18 protein-coding genes are annotated in these 18356 nt (G+C 37.3%); all 18 read right to left on the reverse strand.

What is annotated here, in order from left to right; translation table 11 throughout:
• Positions 1-17 precede the first annotated feature (17 nt).
• The 18 genes from NYE73_RS23150 to NYE73_RS23235 all read right to left on the reverse strand — a co-directional run bounded on the left by NYE73_RS23150 (position 18) and on the right by NYE73_RS23235 (position 18257).
• Positions 18-1298: a histidine--tRNA ligase gene (locus tag NYE73_RS23150; RefSeq protein WP_259950475.1), complete on the reverse strand. Its 1281-nt coding sequence runs from the start codon at positions 1296-1298 to the stop codon at positions 18-20.
• A gap of 251 nt (positions 1299-1549) precedes the next feature.
• Positions 1550-1981 carry a MarR family winged helix-turn-helix transcriptional regulator gene (locus NYE73_RS23155; protein WP_048393972.1) on the reverse strand — a complete coding sequence of 144 codons (432 nt, stop codon included), beginning with the start codon at positions 1979-1981 and terminating at the stop codon, positions 1550-1552.
• Positions 1971-2252 (reverse strand): transporter suffix domain-containing protein, encoded by a 282-nt coding sequence (locus NYE73_RS23160; protein WP_048393970.1) that lies wholly within the window; start codon positions 2250-2252, stop codon positions 1971-1973. Before NYE73_RS23160 ends, NYE73_RS23155 begins: the two co-directional genes overlap by 11 nt.
• A 147-nt stretch (positions 2253-2399) precedes the next feature.
• Positions 2400-4034: a DUF4179 domain-containing protein gene (locus NYE73_RS23165; RefSeq protein ID WP_259950474.1), complete on the reverse strand. Its 1635-nt coding sequence runs from the start codon at positions 4032-4034 to the stop codon at positions 2400-2402.
• Positions 4021-4554, reverse strand: a complete 534-nt coding sequence (locus NYE73_RS23170; RefSeq protein WP_004225288.1) for an RNA polymerase sigma factor — start codon at positions 4552-4554, stop codon at positions 4021-4023. Before NYE73_RS23170 ends, NYE73_RS23165 begins: the two co-directional genes overlap by 14 nt.
• 253 nt (positions 4555-4807) lie before the next feature.
• Positions 4808-5044 (reverse strand): small acid-soluble spore protein Tlp, encoded by a 237-nt coding sequence (locus NYE73_RS23175; RefSeq protein WP_066037929.1) that lies wholly within the window; start codon positions 5042-5044, stop codon positions 4808-4810.
• Between the two features lie 153 nt (positions 5045-5197).
• A complete protein-coding gene (locus NYE73_RS23180; RefSeq protein WP_259950472.1) occupies positions 5198-6409 on the reverse strand; it encodes an MFS transporter in 1212 nt (403 codons plus the stop codon).
• A 142-nt stretch (positions 6410-6551) separates the two neighbouring features.
• A complete protein-coding gene (locus NYE73_RS23185) occupies positions 6552-7550 on the reverse strand; it encodes a LacI family DNA-binding transcriptional regulator (RefSeq protein ID WP_259950470.1) in 999 nt (332 codons plus the stop codon).
• Between the two features lie 74 nt (positions 7551-7624).
• Positions 7625-8623, reverse strand: coding sequence for an ureidoglycolate dehydrogenase (gene allD, locus NYE73_RS23190; protein WP_259950468.1), 999 nt, complete (start codon positions 8621-8623; stop codon positions 7625-7627).
• Between the two features lie 15 nt (positions 8624-8638).
• A complete protein-coding gene (locus tag NYE73_RS23195) occupies positions 8639-9646 on the reverse strand; it encodes a zinc-binding alcohol dehydrogenase family protein (protein ID WP_259950466.1) in 1008 nt (335 codons plus the stop codon).
• Positions 9634-10899 carry a hypothetical protein gene (locus NYE73_RS23200; RefSeq protein ID WP_259950464.1) on the reverse strand — a complete coding sequence of 422 codons (1266 nt, stop codon included), beginning with the start codon at positions 10897-10899 and terminating at the stop codon, positions 9634-9636. Before NYE73_RS23200 ends, NYE73_RS23195 begins: the two co-directional genes overlap by 13 nt.
• Before the next feature lie 12 nt (positions 10900-10911).
• Entirely contained in the window at positions 10912-12411 is a 1500-nt protein-coding gene (locus tag NYE73_RS23205) for a UxaA family hydrolase (RefSeq protein ID WP_259950462.1), read from the reverse strand.
• A 21-nt stretch (positions 12412-12432) separates the two neighbouring features.
• Positions 12433-13698: an MFS transporter gene (locus NYE73_RS23210; RefSeq protein ID WP_048393958.1), complete on the reverse strand. Its 1266-nt coding sequence runs from the start codon at positions 13696-13698 to the stop codon at positions 12433-12435.
• Between the two features lie 36 nt (positions 13699-13734).
• Complete coding sequence (locus NYE73_RS23215) at positions 13735-14568, reverse strand: SDR family oxidoreductase (protein WP_048393957.1); 834 nt, start codon at positions 14566-14568, stop codon at positions 13735-13737.
• Positions 14561-15583, reverse strand: a complete 1023-nt coding sequence (locus NYE73_RS23220; protein ID WP_259950459.1) for a zinc-binding alcohol dehydrogenase family protein — start codon at positions 15581-15583, stop codon at positions 14561-14563. The genes NYE73_RS23215 and NYE73_RS23220 overlap by 8 nt, the downstream gene beginning before the upstream one ends.
• A 9-nt stretch (positions 15584-15592) precedes the next feature.
• A complete protein-coding gene (gene uxuA / locus NYE73_RS23225) occupies positions 15593-16657 on the reverse strand; it encodes a mannonate dehydratase (RefSeq protein ID WP_259950456.1) in 1065 nt (354 codons plus the stop codon).
• Between the two features lie 13 nt (positions 16658-16670).
• A complete protein-coding gene (locus NYE73_RS23230; protein ID WP_066037922.1) occupies positions 16671-17291 on the reverse strand; it encodes a bifunctional 2-keto-4-hydroxyglutarate aldolase/2-keto-3-deoxy-6-phosphogluconate aldolase in 621 nt (206 codons plus the stop codon).
• A 12-nt stretch (positions 17292-17303) separates the two neighbouring features.
• On the reverse strand, positions 17304-18257 hold the full coding sequence (locus NYE73_RS23235) for a sugar kinase (protein WP_054549722.1): 954 nt from the start codon (positions 18255-18257) through the stop codon (positions 17304-17306).
• Between the last annotated feature and the right edge of the window lie 99 nt (positions 18258-18356).

Consider the following 18356-nt stretch of genomic DNA (forward strand, 5'->3'; position numbering starts at 1 on the left):
TTTTCATGCTATGGTGTTTAAAAGATAAATGCAACGATTTCTTCCTCACCGCTTTTCATATCTTTTATTTTATACATATTTTGATTGACCTCGTTATCTCCTAATACAATAACCTTTGGTGTGTTTTCACGATTGGCTTTTTCCATCGCCTTTTTCACTTTTTTCCCACTTAGCTCAACTTCTATCTTATATTTTTCTCGCCGTAATGCAGTTGCTAGCTTTAGTGCCTCTTTTTCTGTTCCCAGAGGAATAATATAAATATCCACGCTAGGAGCGTTTTGCTCTATTTTTCCCGAAAGCTCTAGTGCTGTATAGATGACATCTAAACCAAATGAAATACCAACAGTAGCATAGGTTTGATTTGTCTCTAAAAGGCCACCAATAGCATTGTCATAGCGTCCCCCACTACCAATACTTGAGCGAATTGTTCCATCTGCTAAAAAAATTTCATAAATTGTTCCTGTGTAAATTTCAAGTCCCCTCGCTAAAAATGGATTGAAAATACATTGGTCACTTATTTCAAGTGCCTCTAAATAAGAAGTTAGTTCCATTAATTCCTGTAAACCTTGTTGTAAAAAGACATTCTCAGTCGCGAATCCTTCAAAATACGCCATACTTATTTGTGGACGTTCATCTAAAAAGTGCTTTATTTTATGAATACTATTATCTGATAACCCCAATGCCTTCAATTCTGCGAGCATTGTTTTCTCGTCTATTTTTTCAATCTTATCTAATGTTAAAATAACTCGATTCATTTGTTCCTGTTCAACCTCAAATAATTGCAGTAAACCAACTAAAAGCTTGCGATTATTATATTGGAGATTAATTTTAAGTTTAAGCTGATCAAAGGCATCTATCGCCATCATCATTAGCTCCGCCTCAGCAGCCTGTGATTCTACCCCAACAATATCTACATCACATTGTGTAAATTCGCGAAAACGACCAGCCTTGATGGGGCCATCTCGAAACACTTTGCCAATCTCATATCGTTTAAATGGCATAGCAATCGCTGGATTCATCGCTACAACTTTTGCAAATGGAATTGTTAAATCATAGCGTAACGCTAAATCTCGCTCACCTCGATCTGTTAATGTATACATCTCCTCTAAAATCTCAGCACCACCAGCATATTTAGAAGCCATCAACTCTGTATAGTTAAGAATAGGTGTTTCTAACGGCTTGCAGCCATAGGCTATAAATGTATCTTCTAACGTACGTCGTATCACACGACGAGTAGCCTCTTGCTCTGGTAAATAATCTTGTGTTCCTCGAACATTCTGATAGTCCATTTTTTTCATCATAATCTCCTCCTCATTTTTTGAGCAATAAAAAAACCGTATAGCGATAAAGCTTCAAATCAGCTTTATTTATACGATTACATGAGAAATAGTCTTCCTATTCAATATTAATAAGTTAATAAGGATAGCAAGACTAGTGATGATGATGATGTTTTGTTGTGAATGATTGGACAAGAGTAATGACCATGTTTATTCCCCCTTTTATATTAAGGGTTACTATAAGACACACCCAATAGAATGTCAAATTTTTTCTAAAATTCACACAGTATTTTTTTCATTTTTTCTAGAGTAGCTAACATTTCAGCTAACTCTTCAGTTGTTAAGTGAGCATGGTACTTTTCTGTAATCTGTTGATTAAAGGCTTCGACTTCCTGTTTATATAATAGACCCTTCTCGCCTAATTCGACAGAAAAGGCACGCTTATCCTCCTCATGCTGCCTTTTCATTATATAGCCATCCTGTTCAAGCTTGGTTAATTGCTGACTCACTGCACTTTTTGTAATAGCCATTTTATCTGCTAGTTCTGAAGGCGAGCAGGATGGATGACGCATCACTAATGTTAAAAGAACATATTGCTGATTATTTAAGGAGAAATTAGTATAAGCCCTTTCCATTTTCTCAAGCATGATCCAAATATCTTCAATGGTTTGATTTATTTGCTCTGCTACCTGGTTATTCTTCATTTTTTTGAGTGTCACCTTTTTCTCGCCATTTTTTAGGATTTAGATAGCTTTTAAATTTGTTGGCTACTTCTTTTCCAACAAGTAAAGCACCAAGCCAAAATAAGATTTCAGCCATAATAATACTTCCTGGTATAATCCCTGCCTTTACTTTTGTAGGTATCGGTGTGAAAGGTGTAATAATTGGGATTAACCATAAAGAAAGTGAAAAGATAATAATGCCTAGTCCAAGCTTATAAGCAAAAGATTTTTGTGTTTTTTCGTTAGAGGTCATGTATCTTCTCCTGTACAATAATTAATTTATTTAAGTTAACTAAACTATATGATACATTTCTTTTTATGTAAAGCTTTTTAATCTTTAGAACAAAAATCCCCATCTATTTGAATAGTGAGAGTCAAATAGATGGGGTTACTAATTTAGTTATTTTCCAAATGTAAGGGGTATACGTAGCTCATCATTTGGCTTGTTAGTTAAATATTTATAAATGAGAATTTCTAGCTCCTCCTTGTCAAAATTCTCATAAACATCCATTCTTTTATTATTTTCAAGAATGCCCATAAATTCAGGCGTCCCATAGATTTTTTCTTTATCCTCTAAATAATAGGTTTGATTGACTCCAGCAAACCCTGGATCAGGGCTTAATGATTCCACATAAAGGTTATTGTCCTTCATATAATACGTCCATGAAATTGGGTACCCTGCTATATTAGATGTTACACTTTGAGGCTTTGCTGATATGTTCGTTAATTGGATTGAATTATCGTCTCCGTATAAACCTTCAACACGGTTCTTAGCAACGAAAGTTAAAGGTTGATTTTCCAAAGAAGCTGCATTTAGTCCAGCTATTTCAAAGCGCAGCTCTGTTTTATTAGGATTTCCAACTTTACCCGAAATATATCCAGTCAATAAGGTTCCACCTACATCCAGTTGATAATCCATATAAGGGAAAGTTTCGTATTTTTCTTGAGTAAGAACTAATCGAACTTGGGTCGGTGTAACCGTCATTTCATGAATTTTAGTGCCACCAGGCACATTATCAATTGGAATATCTAATACTTGCTTAAATGACGTATTTTCCAGTTGTGTTTTAGAGAGATTTAGTTGCATATTCCAAGTACTTTCTTTTGTTTCTAGTATACGGTTATAAGAAATTTGGAATTTAGTTCCCTCTTCTTGTAAAGCTTCAGACTCGAATAGTTGCTGACTAAAATATTCTCCTTTTGCTCCCTGTCTTCCCATGAAAGATTTTTTCCCTGTTTCAATTGAATGATTCGTATTATTAATCGCCTCAATGAATATCCCTGTATTTCGGACTTTTAAATCTGTAAGTGTAACTGCCGTTTTAAGCAATATTTTACCCTCATCTTGTGCAAAAGATTGAATAGACACTGTGTCAACTCCGTCCTTTTGAATAGGGAACACTTGCGTAGTTAAGTCATTTGGATTATAGTCGATAGAATATTTTTTATCGCTGATGAATTGAATATTCTCCATCATAAGCTCCACATCTGTCATCTGTCCTTCAGCAACCCAATCCGTTTCAAAATAACCCTGAAAGGTACCAAGCTCCTCATTCCAAGAATGTGTATAATTCCCTTCAATAAAGTTACCCTTTGAATCTTTAAGCCCGGTATGTTCAAAACCTATATCCTCTCCATCCCAAGAGGCATCAGGTTTCAAACTATACAAAAGAAAGGTTCTGTTATTATCGATAAACGCCGTATGTACGGTCAACGTAAACCCATCCTTCGTAACGGATTTCTCAATCGTCTGCCCTAAGCCCTGGTCTAATGCCGACTGAATACCAGCTCTATAAGATAGAATAGTTGACCAATCATAGTTCAGTGCTGCATAGACAGGTGTAGCCATTAGAGCAACAGCTAATCCTGCGACCAAAACAAATCTCTTCCTTTTTCGAGGTAGAAGTTCGATCGGTTCATTTACCATTTTTAGTTCATCCTGCTGGATACCATTCCACATTTGTTCAAAGTCAGGATACTTCATGTTATGGTCTGCGTTCATCTCTTTTTTCAATTTCTTTTCAATGCGTTCCAAATTGATTCTCTCCCTTCAACCATAAATTTTGATTTTGTTCTAGTTTTTTGCGCATGATTTTCAATGCCTTATGGAGTCTCGATTTCACTGTTCCCACTGGAATCTTTAGCGTTTCCGCAATTTCCACTAATGATAGCTCACCAATGTAGCGGAGGGTGACAACAGCCATTAACTTTTCTGGTAGCTGTCTGAGTAGTGCCTCCCACTCCTCCTCAGCTGCCTTCTCCAGTACAATGGTGTCTACAGATTTAACTGATGCCGTAGTTTGCTCCTGTAGCAACTGTACCTGACTCACTTTTTTTAACTGAGCCTGCTTTCTTTTAAGCAAATTTAAACATTGATTCATCGCAATCCGTAAAATCCAAGCACGTGTATGCTCTACACTTCTCCAATCCTGACGAAAGACGGTGACAAATACATCATGGCAGAGATCTTCCGCATCTTGGGCATTCCGTAGCATGTAATAACAGGTACGGTAAACATCTTTGTTGTATGAATCGAATAATTCACGTTCTGTCAATCCAAGGCACTCCTTTCTGATGGTTCTACGTTATAAACAAATGACTACTAGAAAAGGTTCATTTTTTTAAGAAATTCATATACGTACTTTTTTAATTTAGTGTTTATGTAAAAAGATCCAGTTAATGTGCAAAAAAAAACAGATGGCAATAGAGGTCCGTTATGGAACATCTAATCCATCTGTTTTTGGCTATTGGGAAATGGTGAGCGAAGGCAATATCATGAATCACATTTGATTCTTCTAGAAACTAATTTTAAACTTCACCTTTTTTTCGTGCTGTCATTTCATCTTTCATTTCATCTTTTAAAGCTTCAATTGACTGTTTACGTCGCTTATTTTTTTCCTTTAGCCTGTTACTTTCTAGAGGATCTGCAAATTCCATACTAATTTCTGCTTCCTGCACTTTCTCCTCAGTATTTTTAACAATATCACGAATGCGTTCAACATTATTGGAGCGATCATCTGGTTTTCGATGTCTTGAATTAGCCATGTTAACCTCCTCAAATTATGACATAAGGTTATTTTGGAATGATTTTATCATTATATGAGTGCTAACTTTTACTAAAATAACATCCTTTAAACGCTATCTATCCAATAATTCTACCTTCATTAAAAGCAATTAAGTTTCCACCTGACAGGATTTTTAGACAATCTCTTCCTTCAAACCTTCATAGGCAGATTTTGAATGCATAAATACATATAAAACTATGGAGAGGAAAATAGCTACAATTCCAAAGACAATGCAGACCATTTGTAGGGAGAGCCATTCCGATAGCAACCCTAAGGCTAACGTAAAGACAATCTGTAGCACATTAATGACCATCGTTGAAACACTACCAAAACGGCCCATAATTGATGTCGGTACACTTATTTGATAAAAGGTGCTGTAGCCCGCATTACAAAATGACATACATACTCCTAATGCTATAAAGCTAATAATCGCCATTGCCACATTCGGTGAAGAGTAAAACAATGTATAGCAAAGTGTGGTCAAAAGCAGACCATAGACAATATATTGTCTTGTTGAAAATCTTTTAGCATAGCGAGCAGCCATTGCTCCACCAATAATAGCTCCAATTCCAGCGATACTAACGATGACACCATATAGACTATCTGAAGCTTGAAGGTTTTGTTTAATAAATGTAGCTTCCTGTGAATCTAATGCAAAGGCAATCATCAAGGCACCTTGAAAATAAAGAAATACTTTGGCAAAGACTTGCTCTTTTTTTATATAGGCGTAGACAATACCATAATCCTCTTTTAGCATCCTCCAAGTAATGGGTTTTCGGTGCATGTCCTGATGATCTTCTACTGCGGGAAGCTTAAAAATGGAGAGTGCACAGATAAAGAACGTCAAAGCATTAAACCAAAACGCTATAGAAATATTGGAAATGGCAATGATAAACCCAGCCAATGCTGGCCCAATTAAAAATGAGCCTGAGCTAAACATTCCTAATATTGCATTAAAGGATTGTTTATCTTCATCTGGTATATATTTCGAAATATAATAGGTACTACTTGGCCCAAAAAAGCTACTTGCTATATTAGATAAAAATAAAACACAATAGATGAGCCAAATAGAGGACGTAAAAGGTAACAATAAAATCAATATGCCACGAATAATATCACTATAGATCATTAATTTTTGTTTATTCGATCGATCAATGATGGAGCCTGCAAAAAAGCTTGTTAAAATTCGAGCAATCGGTCCTACAATAAATATACTCGCCATAGCAGTAGGCGATTCTGTTAAATGCCAAACTAATAAATTGAGCGCAACTAGATTCACCCAATTTCCTAAATACGAGAAACCAAAGCCAAATAGAATGAGCCAATACTTCCTAGCAATGCTCATAAGTCCCCTTTCTATCACCAAAATGAATGATTGGTCTTTTTTGACATAAAAGTATTCCTTTAGATAATCATATCTATCGATGAATAGCTGTGCAACTAAAAATAGCAACCCTTAGCTAAGTTCATAGCTTTGGGTTGCCTTTTTAGTTAGTTGAATCTCGATCGATTAATATCGGTTTGAAGCGATATAGTTTTTGGTCATCAGCTAGATGTTCTTTTTTAATTTTTGCTAAGAGCAATGATGCCGCTTTCTGTGCCATTGGTAAAATGGGCTGTTGCAATGTTGTAATGGAAGGTGTTAAAAAATTGGCATATGGTACATCATCCACAGCAATTACTTGTACATCATTAGGCACATGTAAGTTTCTTTTTTTAATATAAAGCATTAATTCCTGGAAAATACGATCATTTGCCGCAATGATTCCTCTTGGTGGTTGCTCCAATGTAAATAATTGATTAAAAACCTCTGTCATCTGAGCTGGCTCACCATTTTTTATATAGCGCTCATCGATCAACAGATTCCTATTTCTGAGCGCTTGACGAAATCCTTCTAAACGTTCGACACGAGGAGTAATCGGTAAGGCTAAAGAAGTAGTGATAATGGCTATTGGTTGCTTTCGAAATGTCTCCACTGCCGTATCCATGGCAGAAAAATTATCAAGCAATACAGCAGGAATATCTACTCCCTCAATAAAACGGTCAATAAAAACGATTGGCATTGCTTGTTGATGAAGTCTTATGTAGAGATTTTTGTTTTCTCCTGTTGGAAAAACGATTAAGCCATCCACCTGTTTTTCTAGTAAAGTTTCGATATGTTTTTTCTCTTTTTTAGGGTTATCCGCTGAGTTACACACAATCATATGAAAGCCTTCTTTATCGAACTCTGCTTCCAATGCATTTATTATTTTTGTTGAAAAGTCATGGATAATATTCGCCACAATAATACCAATTGTAAAGGTAGATTTCTGTTTTAAGCTACGAGCCATTAAATTTGGACGATATTGCAATGCTTCAATAGCCTCTTCAATTTTCTTACGAGTCTCTGTACTCATATATTCATATCGCTTATTCAAATATTGCGATACTGTACTATTCGAAACATTTGCATATTGTGCAACATCGGCAATTGTTGTTTTTTTCACTAAAATCAATCTCCTACCTATAATATGAAAACTCTCCTTGGTATTATGTAGCATAGCATACTTTACTGGTTAAATTAACTAGTCAAATAGTTATATACTTGTTCAGGTAAGTCAATGCCCTTATCCATTGTTTCCAAACTACGTATCTGTTCAATTTCACCAGGCACTAGTACCTGATCAAAATTTGGTGCTGTTGGCGCATCATGTAATTCATTTATCATTTTCGAGATATTTGCTTTGAATTGATCTACATCTCCAAAAATATTTGGATCTAATACATATAAATATTGTCCTAGATTACGTTTCTGTTCGTAATCACCATACATTTTTGAAATGTGAGGACCAAAAGCTGCACTTGCTAAAATTCCAGAAAGAACATCTACTACAAGTGCCATACCATATCCTTTTGGCCCTGCAAACGGTGTTAAAGATTTTACTTGGTGTGGGTCTGTAGTTGGTGCTCCTTGTGCATCAACTCCCCATGTATTTGGAATTGTCTCCCCTTTTTCACGTGCATATAGAATTTTCCCTAGCGCTACATTGCTTGTTGCCATGTCCAAAATAATCGGTTTATCGTTGGTTGGAAAACCGTAAGCAATTGGATTCGTACCAAAGTAAGGCTCTTTTCCGCCAAAAGGAACAACTGCGGAGTCCGTTTGAGAGCACATAATAGCAATTAAATTTTCACTCGTGGCTTGTTCAAGAAAATAGCCGAGTGCCCCACAATGGCTACTCTCTTGAATAATCGTTGTACATGAGCCATGTTCCTTAGCCACTTTAATGGTTTCATCCATAGCTTCCTTACAAATGACATGCCCAAAGCCATTATCCCCCTTAAAAAGAAGGTGATTTGTGCCTCTTTTTTCTACTGAAAAATGAGGGTTTTTCGTTATTCCACCTGCCTGTAAACGTGTTATATAATGCTCCACGCGCATAACACCGTGAGAACTGACACCACGTAAATCGGCATAAATCAAAACATCTGCTACTTGCGCTGCTGTTTCAGCTTCAACACCTTCAGTTGTGAATTTTTGAACTACTATTTTTTTTAATGCTGGTACAGAAATATTCATTGAAAATCCTCCCCATTATTTAAAATAGATTTGTGCTTTATTTGTGTTGTATTGTTTTGCCTCAAAGTAAGAAATAGCTTCATCGAATGCAATATGCTTCGTAACATAGCCTTTCTTTATAGCTCCTGACTGCATGTAGTTCATAACCGTCTCAAAATCTTCTAACGTAGCATTACGGCTGCTCTTCAATGTTAATTCCTTTGAATGAAATTCAGGATCATTAAATGTAATGGTTTTCTTCATTAAACCAATAAACACTAATGTGCCACTATTTTCTACGTATTGAAATGAGGATTCCATTGATTGTTGATTGCCTGTTGCATCAAAGACAACTGTAGGAAGTTCACCATTAAATTTTTCATGTAGCTGCGCCATTATGTCATGGCTACCAACAATCACACCATCCGCTTCCGACCATGCCTGTCCTTCTTTTAAACGTTCTTCGTTCAAATCCATTAATACTGTTTTTGCACCGCGTAACTTAGCAAAACGTGCTGCTCCTAATCCAATTGGCCCTGCACCGATAACAAGTACTGTATCATTTTCTATTAGTTCCGAACGACGTACTGCGTGGGCACCAATCGCTAATGGTTCCACAATGGCTAATTGGTCACCTGACACAGCATTATCAGTAATTACAATACTGTCATCAACTACGATATATTCGCCCATACCACCATCCATATGTACACCTAATACTTTCAAAAATTTACAGCAGTTTGTTTGACCTCGACGACATGCAACACACTCTCCACAATGGATGTATGGAATAACTGTTGCACGATCTCCTACTTGGATGTCCTTAACTGCTTCACCGACTTCTTCCACGATAGCAGCTAGTTCGTGGCCTAACACTCGTGGATAACTAAAGAATGGTTGTTCACCTGCAAAAGCATGTGTGTCTGTTCCACATACACCAATATGCGTGATTTTTAATAAAACATCATGACTTCCTTCAATACTAGGCTTGTCTACTTCACGTTCCACCATTTGAAACGGTTCATTAATGATTAATTGTCGCATGCTATTGCCTCCAATAAACTAGTAATTGTAGATAATTGCTGAATAACCTCTGCTGCATCACACTGGAAATATTGTTCAATAAATTGTTGCATTGGCTCTGACTGACCTTGTTCAAAATAGTTATGGATTTCAGTCAGTTTTTCAATAATTTGATCAGATTCACGCACGGAAAAGCGTGTTGGATTCATTGCATATATCCCTATTGCTAAAGCTTGATAGTATATTTCTGTTTCAGCGTAAGGGGCAATACGTGTTTGCCACTTGGATAACTCATTTAATTGAATATCATATAGCTGATGCTCAATAAATGGGTTTAAAAAACGTTCAAAGACATCTTGCTGATAGTGCTCATCCACTTGGAAGCGTTGGGTAAAATCGTTTGTTACTTTTTCAATAAAGGCTCGAACACCTGCATGTGAAAATGCCTCTCTTACAGTTTTATAGTTAAAAATCTTGCCGAATGCTGAAAGCAAAATATGACTACCATTTAAAATGGCAACTTTGCGTTTTCGATACATGTCTAAATCATCAAAGACAAAAGGGAAATCATGACTTGTTGGCCAATGTTTAAATGGCTCTTTTTGGTCAATTATAAATAAGAAATACGGTTCACAAACTGTGTAAAGGGCATCCTCCCCCTGATAATCCTGTGGATAACCTGTTACAATACGGTCTACAAGTGTATTACAAAAAGTTAACGTAGCAAGCCAATCATTAAATGCTGTAGGCAACTTCCAGTCTTTAGCATGCTGTAGACAAATTGTTTTTAATGTAGAGCCATTCTGTTCTATTAATTCCAAAGGCACAATTGCCACTTGTTTTTCACCTTGAAAATGTTTGTAATATTGTTCTAGAAAGACGGTTAACTTTGCTGCATAGCTTGTTGGACAAGCCGTAGGATAAGGAATATTTTCATAATAAATCCCTGCCTCTGTTGTATTAGACACAATCATTTCTAATGTCTCAGACTGTGCGTATTGTAAAAATGTAGGCCAGTTCTCATATGGAAGAATAGTATCTTGAATAATCTTAACAGTGGTTTCTTCTTCTACGACCTCACCGTTTTTTAGCCCACGTTCCATCACAGTGAATTGCAGCTGTTGTTCTTCTAGTAGTTTAACTGTTTTTCCTCTTGCTGTTGCTGCGACAGAAACAATACTGCAAGGGACTTGTAGTTTTTCAACTGCTAGGTCAAAAAAGCCTCTGATAAAATTCCCATCACCTATTTGCATAATTTTAATAGGATGTTTCATGTCATTTATCTCCTACATCGTCACGCCATCTTTAAAAATGGCGATTTCTTTGAATCCATATTTCTCATTATTCGTTTGCACTTCACCTGAAGCTAGCGCTACTATATAATCCATAAATTCATCGACTAATATATCCATCGGCTTCCCATCCACTAACTGCCCTGCGTTAAAGTCAATCCAATTTTTTTTTCGTTCATAAAGTGGTGTGTTTGTTGAAATTTTGACTGTTGGTGTAGGTCCTCCAAAGGGTGTTCCCCTACCAGTTGAGAAAAGGACGATTTGGCAGCCCGTTGAGGCCAGTGCTGTTGTTGAGACAAGATCATTTCCTGGACCGTTTAGTAAATGTAGCCCCTTTGTTGTCATACGTTCGCCATAATCAAGCACTTCTTTTACCTCTTGAAAGCCCCCTTTTTGTATACAGCCAAGTGATTTTTCTTCCAATGTTGTTATTCCACCCGCTTTATTTCCTGGAGAGGGATTTTCATAGACAGGTTGATTATATTTCATAAAATACTGTTTAAAGTCATTTACTAAATGCACAATATCCTCAAAAACAGAGGCATCTTTTGCACGTTCCATTAAAATTTGTTCAGCACCAAACATCTCTGGAACTTCCGTTAACACCGTTGCACCTCCAGCTGAGATCAACTGGTCAGAAAATACACCAATCATCGGATTAGCGGTAATGCCAGAGAAACCATCACTACCACCACATTTCAAACCAATTTTCAGTTCTGAAATAGGTAATGTTTGTCTGTCAAATGTCGTCACATAGTCAAAGGCTTTTTCAAGCAGTTGTTGACCCTCTTCCATTTCATCTGCTGATTCTTGAACATTTAAAAAGGAAACGCGTTGTTCATCATAATGACCAATTGTTTTCTTAAAGAGCTCAATATAATTGTTCTCACATCCTAGCCCTAATACAATGACTGCCCCTGCATTAGGGTGATGAATTAAATTAGCTAAGATTTTTTGTGTATACGTTAAATCATCACCAAGTTGTGAGCAACCATATGGATGAGCGAAATGCTGTACACCATCAAAATTGTCAGCCTTCAATAATTGGTTGCCTAACTTCGCCAAGTTTTCAGCTACTTTGTTAATACATCCAACCGTATTAATAATCCAAATTTCATTTCGTACACCAGCCTGACCATCTTTTCTACGATACCCCTTGAACGTGCGCTGTGCATGACGAGACTCGGCTACGGTATGTGTTTTCGGATTAAATTCATAGCTTAATTCACCCGATAAATTGGTTTTCATGTTATGGGAGTGAACCCAGCCACCTGCTAGGATTTCTTCTGTAGCATGACCAATTGAAAAACCATATTTCGTGATGTGTGCATCTTTAGAAAGAGTCTTGATGGCGATCTTATGCCCACGTAGTACTTGTTGCTGTAACGTTATTTCCTTTCCATCCAATGGAAGTAAAAAGCCTTGAGGAAGATCTCTCAAGGCTATGGCAACATTGTCCATCGGATGAATTTTAATAACTGATTGATTGTTCATTTGAATCCATCCTTTCTATTTTTAAGCTAATTCTTTATGAACAATTGGTGTAACAAATTTAATAACTGCTAATGAAGCGATGACCGCTAAGCCACCTGCAAGTAGGAAAGCTGCGGAGAATGTTCCTGTTCTGTCTACTAGGAAACCTGTTAAAGTTGGCCCAATAATACCAGCTGTGTTTGCAAGGAAGTGCATAAAGCCGCCAACAGATCCAACATACTTAGATTCCACCACATCATTAATGATTGCCCAGTAAATAGCCCCTGTTAAATATAAGAAGAAAACAGAGGTAGCTACAAGCGCAACAGCACTAACTGTTGTTGTTACAATACCTGCACAGCCAATCGATACAGCTGCTAAGAATAAACATGTCACTAGAACGACTTTACGAGAGAATAAAACTCCCTTACGCATAAAGCGTTTGTAAATGAAATCTGAGACAATTCCACTCAATGCTAAACCTAGGAATCCTAAAATCCACGGAATAACCGTTACAATACTCATATCTTTTACAGCCATTCCACGAGCTTCTACTAGATAGCTTGGGAACCAAGTTAAGAAAAAGAATAGGATATAGTTATAGGCAAAGAACGAAAAAGCAGTAAATAATACTGTTGGTTGTTTTAAATAATAAGATAGACCACGACTATGATTGATATCTTCTGCTGCAATCTCTAAGTTTGCCATTGATTCTACACTGTCTTCTTTGTTTGGCTTTTCTTTCACCACTTTAAACCATACGATTGCCCAAATAAATCCAAGGATCATGATCGCAATAAATGAATATTTCCATCCATATGCTAATGCAATATAACCAACGATTGGACCTGCGATTGCACCACCAAGTGGCGTACCACTATTGGCTAGCCCTACTACAGAGGCACGTTTATCCGCAGGAAACCAGTTATTCACCATTTTATTTATGGTTGATGACAATGGCCCTTCCGCCATACCAAATACAATACGAACAATAATCAACGATGCGAACCCAACGACTAAAACCATTGCTCCACTAAATAAAGACCATACAATCATCGCTACAAATAGCGTTAACTTGGCACCAAATTTATCGGAAGCCATTCCACCTAAGAAGTTAAAAATGGCATACCCAACAGAGAAGCTACTAAAGATAATCCCTAATTGGGTTGACGTTAGATGAATATCTTCTTGAATAAATGGTGCTGCAATTGATAGTGCTGAACGATCTAAATAGTTAATGACACCCGCTAAAAATAGCATGACAATTACAACCGTTTTGCCGTCTCCAAAAATACCTTGTTGTTTCATATCATTCACCCCTAAATTTGAAATAAATCCCCTTTGTTAAACGCCTGAATAAGCCATAAATCCACCATCAACAGGAATTGTTACGCCAGTGACAAATGCTGAGTATGTATCATCAGCTAAAAATAATAAAGTTCCTAATAAATCTTGTGGTTTTCCAAAACGCTTTTGTGGTGTAGCTGTAATGATTTTTTCTGAACGTGCAGTTAATGAACCATCTTCTGTTAGCAATAAATTACGGTTTTGTTCGGTAATAAAAAATCCAGGTGCAATGGCATTAACACGTAAACCTGCTTCTGCAAAATGCACCGCCATCCATTGCGTAAAGTTATTAATCGCTGCCTTTGCCGCGCTATATGCAGGCACTTTTGTCATAGGGGCATAGGAGCTCATGGATGAAATATTAATAATTGTGCCCTTCGTTCTCAGCAATGCTTCACCAAAAACTTGGGCAGCCAAAAATGTTCCTGTAAAATTATTCGAGAATACGCTTTCAAAACCACTTGGTGTTAATTCAAAGAAATTTGGTGTAGTCGATTGTTCTTTATATACTTCATCAGCCGTAATGGCATCTGGATGATTGCCGCCCGCTCCATTAATCAGTACATCAATTTGACCATATTGCTGTAAAATTGCTTGTCTCGCTGCTATTAACGACTCTTTGTTTAAAACATCCACAGAAAAATTAATTGCTTCTCCGCCATTTTCTGTAATCGATCGGACGACTGCTTCTCCTTTTTGCGCTGTACGATTTAAAATAGCAACTCGCATACCTTGCCTAGCCAATTCCATTGCCATCTCTGAGCAAAGAACACCACTACCACCCGTTACAACAGCCACTTTATTTTGCAATGCTTCATGCACCTTACTCACCTACTTTTAAAATAACTTTACGTACTTCATTTTGTTTTTTTTCTATATATTCAAATGCTTCTTTTGCTTCATGTAATGAGAAAGTATGTGTAATTAAACCTTGATGCTGTAGCTTTCCAGCATCAACAAGCTTCACTACATTTTCAAATTGGAATGTTTGTAAACGTGAGCCTTTTATCGATAATTCCTTTTTCGTAATTGGTAGTGGGGCAAGCTCAATGGCTTCCTCTCCAAAGCTAAGGACTACTACTCTCCCAGCAACTGAAACAGCATCGATAGATTGCTTAAATGTTAGTGGAATACAAACTGCATCAATAGATACATTGACACCTACTCCATATGTCCATTGGTTAACAGCCTCTAATAAATCTTGCTCGTTTACATTAACAACTACATCTGCACCAAGTTCTTTTGCAAATGAGAGCTTTGCTGGATCCAGATCAGAAATCATCACGCGTGCATCTATTAATTTAGCCATCTTTAAAATACAAATGCCAATCGGTCCGGCCCCTTGAATCAATAGTGTTTCACCAGCCTGTAATTCACCACGATATACTGCCTGCGCGCCAATTGTATAAGGTTCAATTAAGACTGCCTCTTCTAAAGAGGTGTGGTCTGCTACTTTATGCAATTGCTTTTCAGCTACAACAAAACGCTCACGCATGCCTCCATCTTCATGAACACCAAAAACAGAAAGTTGTTCGCAGACATTTGGTTGTCCTTTACGGCAAGCATAGCACTCACCACAATAACGAATTGGTTCGACAACAACCTTGTCACCAGCTTTTAAACCTTGTACGTCTTGACCAACCTCTAACACTCGGCCAGCAACTTCATGCCCAGGTACACGAGGCAATGTCGCTAATGGATTCGAACCATGATAAATATGCATGTCTGAGCCACAAATACCAACATATTCTGTTTGAACAAGGACATCTGTTGACTTTGTTATTACTGGTTCTGCTACGTCAATTAAAGCCATTTCAAAAGGTTTGATTACTTGTAGTGCTTTCATACATGTCACCTATTTCTTCAGATTTTCATAAGCATCCCAAAGTCCATTTAAATACATAATGCCAAGTGCTCGATCATATAAGCCGTAGCCTGGACGACATTGTTCTCCCCAAATATGACGACCATGATCTGGACGTACATAACCTTCATAGTTTTGGTCATTTAATGCACGGACAATATTTTTAATATCGATTGAGCCATCCGATGTAAAATGCGATGTTTCAAAGAAACTACCATTTTCCATAATCTTGACATTGCGGATATGAGCAAACGGAGCACGATATGCATATTTTTCAGCGATGGCTACCATATCATTTTGTGGGTCTGCTCCCATTGAACCTGAGCAGAACGTAAAGCCATTTGCCATGGAATCAGAGATTTTAATTAATTTTTCATAGCTTTCTGCTCCTGTAATAATGCGAGGTAAGCCAAAGATGGTATATGGTGGATCATCTGGATGAATTGCCATTTGAATACCTACCTCTTCCGCAACTGGTAAAATGGCTTGTAAAAAGTAAGCTAAGTTGTCCCAAAGTTTGGCTTCATCTACTTCTTTGTACTGTTCAAATAAATCTGAGAGTCGAGCTAATCGTTCTGGTTCCCATCCTGGAAGGGTTAAATGTGAAGAAGCGCTTACTTCATTCACTAGTTCTTGTGGATCTAAGTTCATGACCTTTTCCTTATCAAAATAGAGAGCCGTTGAGCCATCTTCTAATGGATGGAATAAATCTGTACGTGTCCAATCAAATACGGGCATGAAGTTATAGCAAATAACTTTGACACCCACTTCACCAAGGTTGCGAATAGATTGTTTATAGTTTTCTATATATTGATCACGTGTTGACAATCCTAATTTAATATCTTCATGGACATTGACACTTTCCACGACATCTGTATGGAATCCGAACGATTGAATATAGTCAACTTCATCTTGAATAGCCTCTTTAGTCCACACCTCTCCTGCTGGTAGGTGATGGAGTGCCCAAACAATACCTTTTACATTTGGTATTTGCTTCACATCTTCTAATTTCACTGTATCATTGCCACGACCATACCATCTAAATGTCATATTCATACGTCATTACCTCCTAGTTTGATAGATTTTCGATATATGCTTTGGCACGTTCCACTACACCTGCATAGCCATCTTTTACAAATGCTTTATTTAAATCACTTCCAATCCCCACTGCAACCGCGCCTGCTTCTAACCATTCATTCATATTAGCCAAACCAACACCACCTGTAGGCATAATTGTGATATGTGGTAGAGGCCCTTTAACGGCTTTAATAAAGTTTGGTTCAAATTGATTTCCCGGGAATAGTTTAATAATGTCACTTCCACCTTCAAGTGCTGTCACCATTTCTGTAATGGTCATACAGCCTGGTAAATATGGGATGCTATAGCGATTGCAAAGCCTTGCAATTGCAGCGTTGTAGCTTGGACTAACAACAAATTTAGCACCGTTTAAAATCGCGTGGCGTGCAGTTTCAACATCCAATACTGTGCCAGCTCCAATTATTGCATCGCTATTGCGTAATGCTTTAAAAGTTTCTTCAACAAAAGGCGTTGTATACGTTATTTCAATTGCTCGAATACCACCTGAGATAGCACCTTTTGAAATTTCCGTCGCTTCTTCAGGTGAATTCCCACGAATAACAGCTACAATTTTCGCATCTGACAACGCTTTCAAAATTTCGATTTTTTGCATTCCTGACAACTCCTAACGCTCAATTAGTTTTTCATCACCAATAAATTGCCTTAATTCTTGCAGGGATGGAAGCCCTTCATTATCTCCTTTAATTGTTGCTACCAATGCACCTGCACCATTAGCTAAACGGAGGCGTTCTACGATATCATCACCATTTAAATAGCTATAGACATAGGCAGCATCAAATGCATCCCCTGCTCCAACTGTATCAATGGCACGAATGGAAAATGCTTCTCGATCATACTGTTCAGTGGCTGTATAAACCGTGGCGCCTTGTTCACCTTTTTTCACAATAATTTCATCTATTTTATAACTCTCTTGAACGTCTTTAATTGTACGCCCTTCAAATAAAAGCTCAAATTCATCCTGTCCTGTTAACAGAAGATTGATAGATGGATACACTTTTTCGTATACCGCTCGGGCATCTTCTATAGTCCATAGTTTTAAACGTAAATTTGGATCAAAAGATATTGGAATATTTTTCGCCTGTGCTAAAGTAATTAATTTCAATGCAACTTCAATGTTATGTTCACATACCGCTAAATACACGCCGCTAATATGTAATAAGTCCACATCATCCAGTACTGACTCATCAATACGATCTTCTGTCAGCTCAAGTAAAGGTGATGGGTTGCGGTAGTAAAACGATTTACCTGCACCGTCTTCCCGAATCTCCTTAAAATAGATAGATGTTGGAATATGTGGTGTTCGTAAGACATGTGATACATCAATCCCTTCACCACGCGCAAAGTTATAAATTAATTTGCCAAATTCATCGTCTCCAATACAACTAATCCATTTTGCTTCCATATCTAAACGCGTAACACCTATCGCAAAATTTAATTCTGCACCACCCACAGCTCGCTCAAAGGAAGGAACGAAACGTAGAGGACCTGTCTTAGATGGATTAAAAACGACCATTGCATCCCCAATCGTTGCAATTCGTTTATTTCTCAATATGTTCATCCCCTTCACAAGTAAAACGTTTTAGTAAAACGTTTTACTAATACTAACACGATTTTTTTTACGTTGCAACAATAATCCGATTATTTAGATTGTTAGGGT

The organism is Lysinibacillus sp. FSL K6-0102, assembly GCF_038003545.1.
Lineage (GTDB): Bacteria > Bacillota > Bacilli > Bacillales_A > Planococcaceae > Lysinibacillus > Lysinibacillus capsici.

What these genes read in the sequence shown, in the direction of transcription:
- NYE73_RS23150 (WP_259950475.1), bottom strand. Translation starts at nt 1,298, where the DNA reads ATGAAAAAAATGGACTATCAGAATGTTCGAGGAACACAAGATTATTTA.
- NYE73_RS23155 (WP_048393972.1), bottom strand. Translation starts at nt 1,981, where the DNA reads ATGAAGAATAACCAGGTAGCAGAGCAAATAAATCAAACCATTGAAGAT.
- NYE73_RS23160 (WP_048393970.1), bottom strand. Translation starts at nt 2,252, where the DNA reads ATGACCTCTAACGAAAAAACACAAAAATCTTTTGCTTATAAGCTTGGA.
- NYE73_RS23175 (WP_066037929.1), bottom strand. Translation starts at nt 5,044, where the DNA reads ATGGCTAATTCAAGACATCGAAAACCAGATGATCGCTCCAATAATGTT.
- NYE73_RS23180 (WP_259950472.1), bottom strand. Translation starts at nt 6,409, where the DNA reads ATGAGCATTGCTAGGAAGTATTGGCTCATTCTATTTGGCTTTGGTTTC.
- allD (WP_259950468.1), bottom strand. Translation starts at nt 8,623, where the DNA reads ATGAATATTTCTGTACCAGCATTAAAAAAAATAGTAGTTCAAAAATTC.
- NYE73_RS23195 (WP_259950466.1), bottom strand. Translation starts at nt 9,646, where the DNA reads ATGCGACAATTAATCATTAATGAACCGTTTCAAATGGTGGAACGTGAA.
- NYE73_RS23200 (WP_259950464.1), bottom strand. Translation starts at nt 10,899, where the DNA reads ATGAAACATCCTATTAAAATTATGCAAATAGGTGATGGGAATTTTATC.
- NYE73_RS23205 (WP_259950462.1), bottom strand. Translation starts at nt 12,411, where the DNA reads ATGAACAATCAATCAGTTATTAAAATTCATCCGATGGACAATGTTGCC.
- NYE73_RS23210 (WP_048393958.1), bottom strand. Translation starts at nt 13,698, where the DNA reads ATGAAACAACAAGGTATTTTTGGAGACGGCAAAACGGTTGTAATTGTC.
- NYE73_RS23220 (WP_259950459.1), bottom strand. Translation starts at nt 15,583, where the DNA reads ATGAAAGCACTACAAGTAATCAAACCTTTTGAAATGGCTTTAATTGAC.
- uxuA (WP_259950456.1), bottom strand. Translation starts at nt 16,657, where the DNA reads ATGAATATGACATTTAGATGGTATGGTCGTGGCAATGATACAGTGAAA.
- NYE73_RS23230 (WP_066037922.1), bottom strand. Translation starts at nt 17,291, where the DNA reads ATGCAAAAAATCGAAATTTTGAAAGCGTTGTCAGATGCGAAAATTGTA.
- NYE73_RS23235 (WP_054549722.1), bottom strand. Translation starts at nt 18,257, where the DNA reads ATGAACATATTGAGAAATAAACGAATTGCAACGATTGGGGATGCAATG.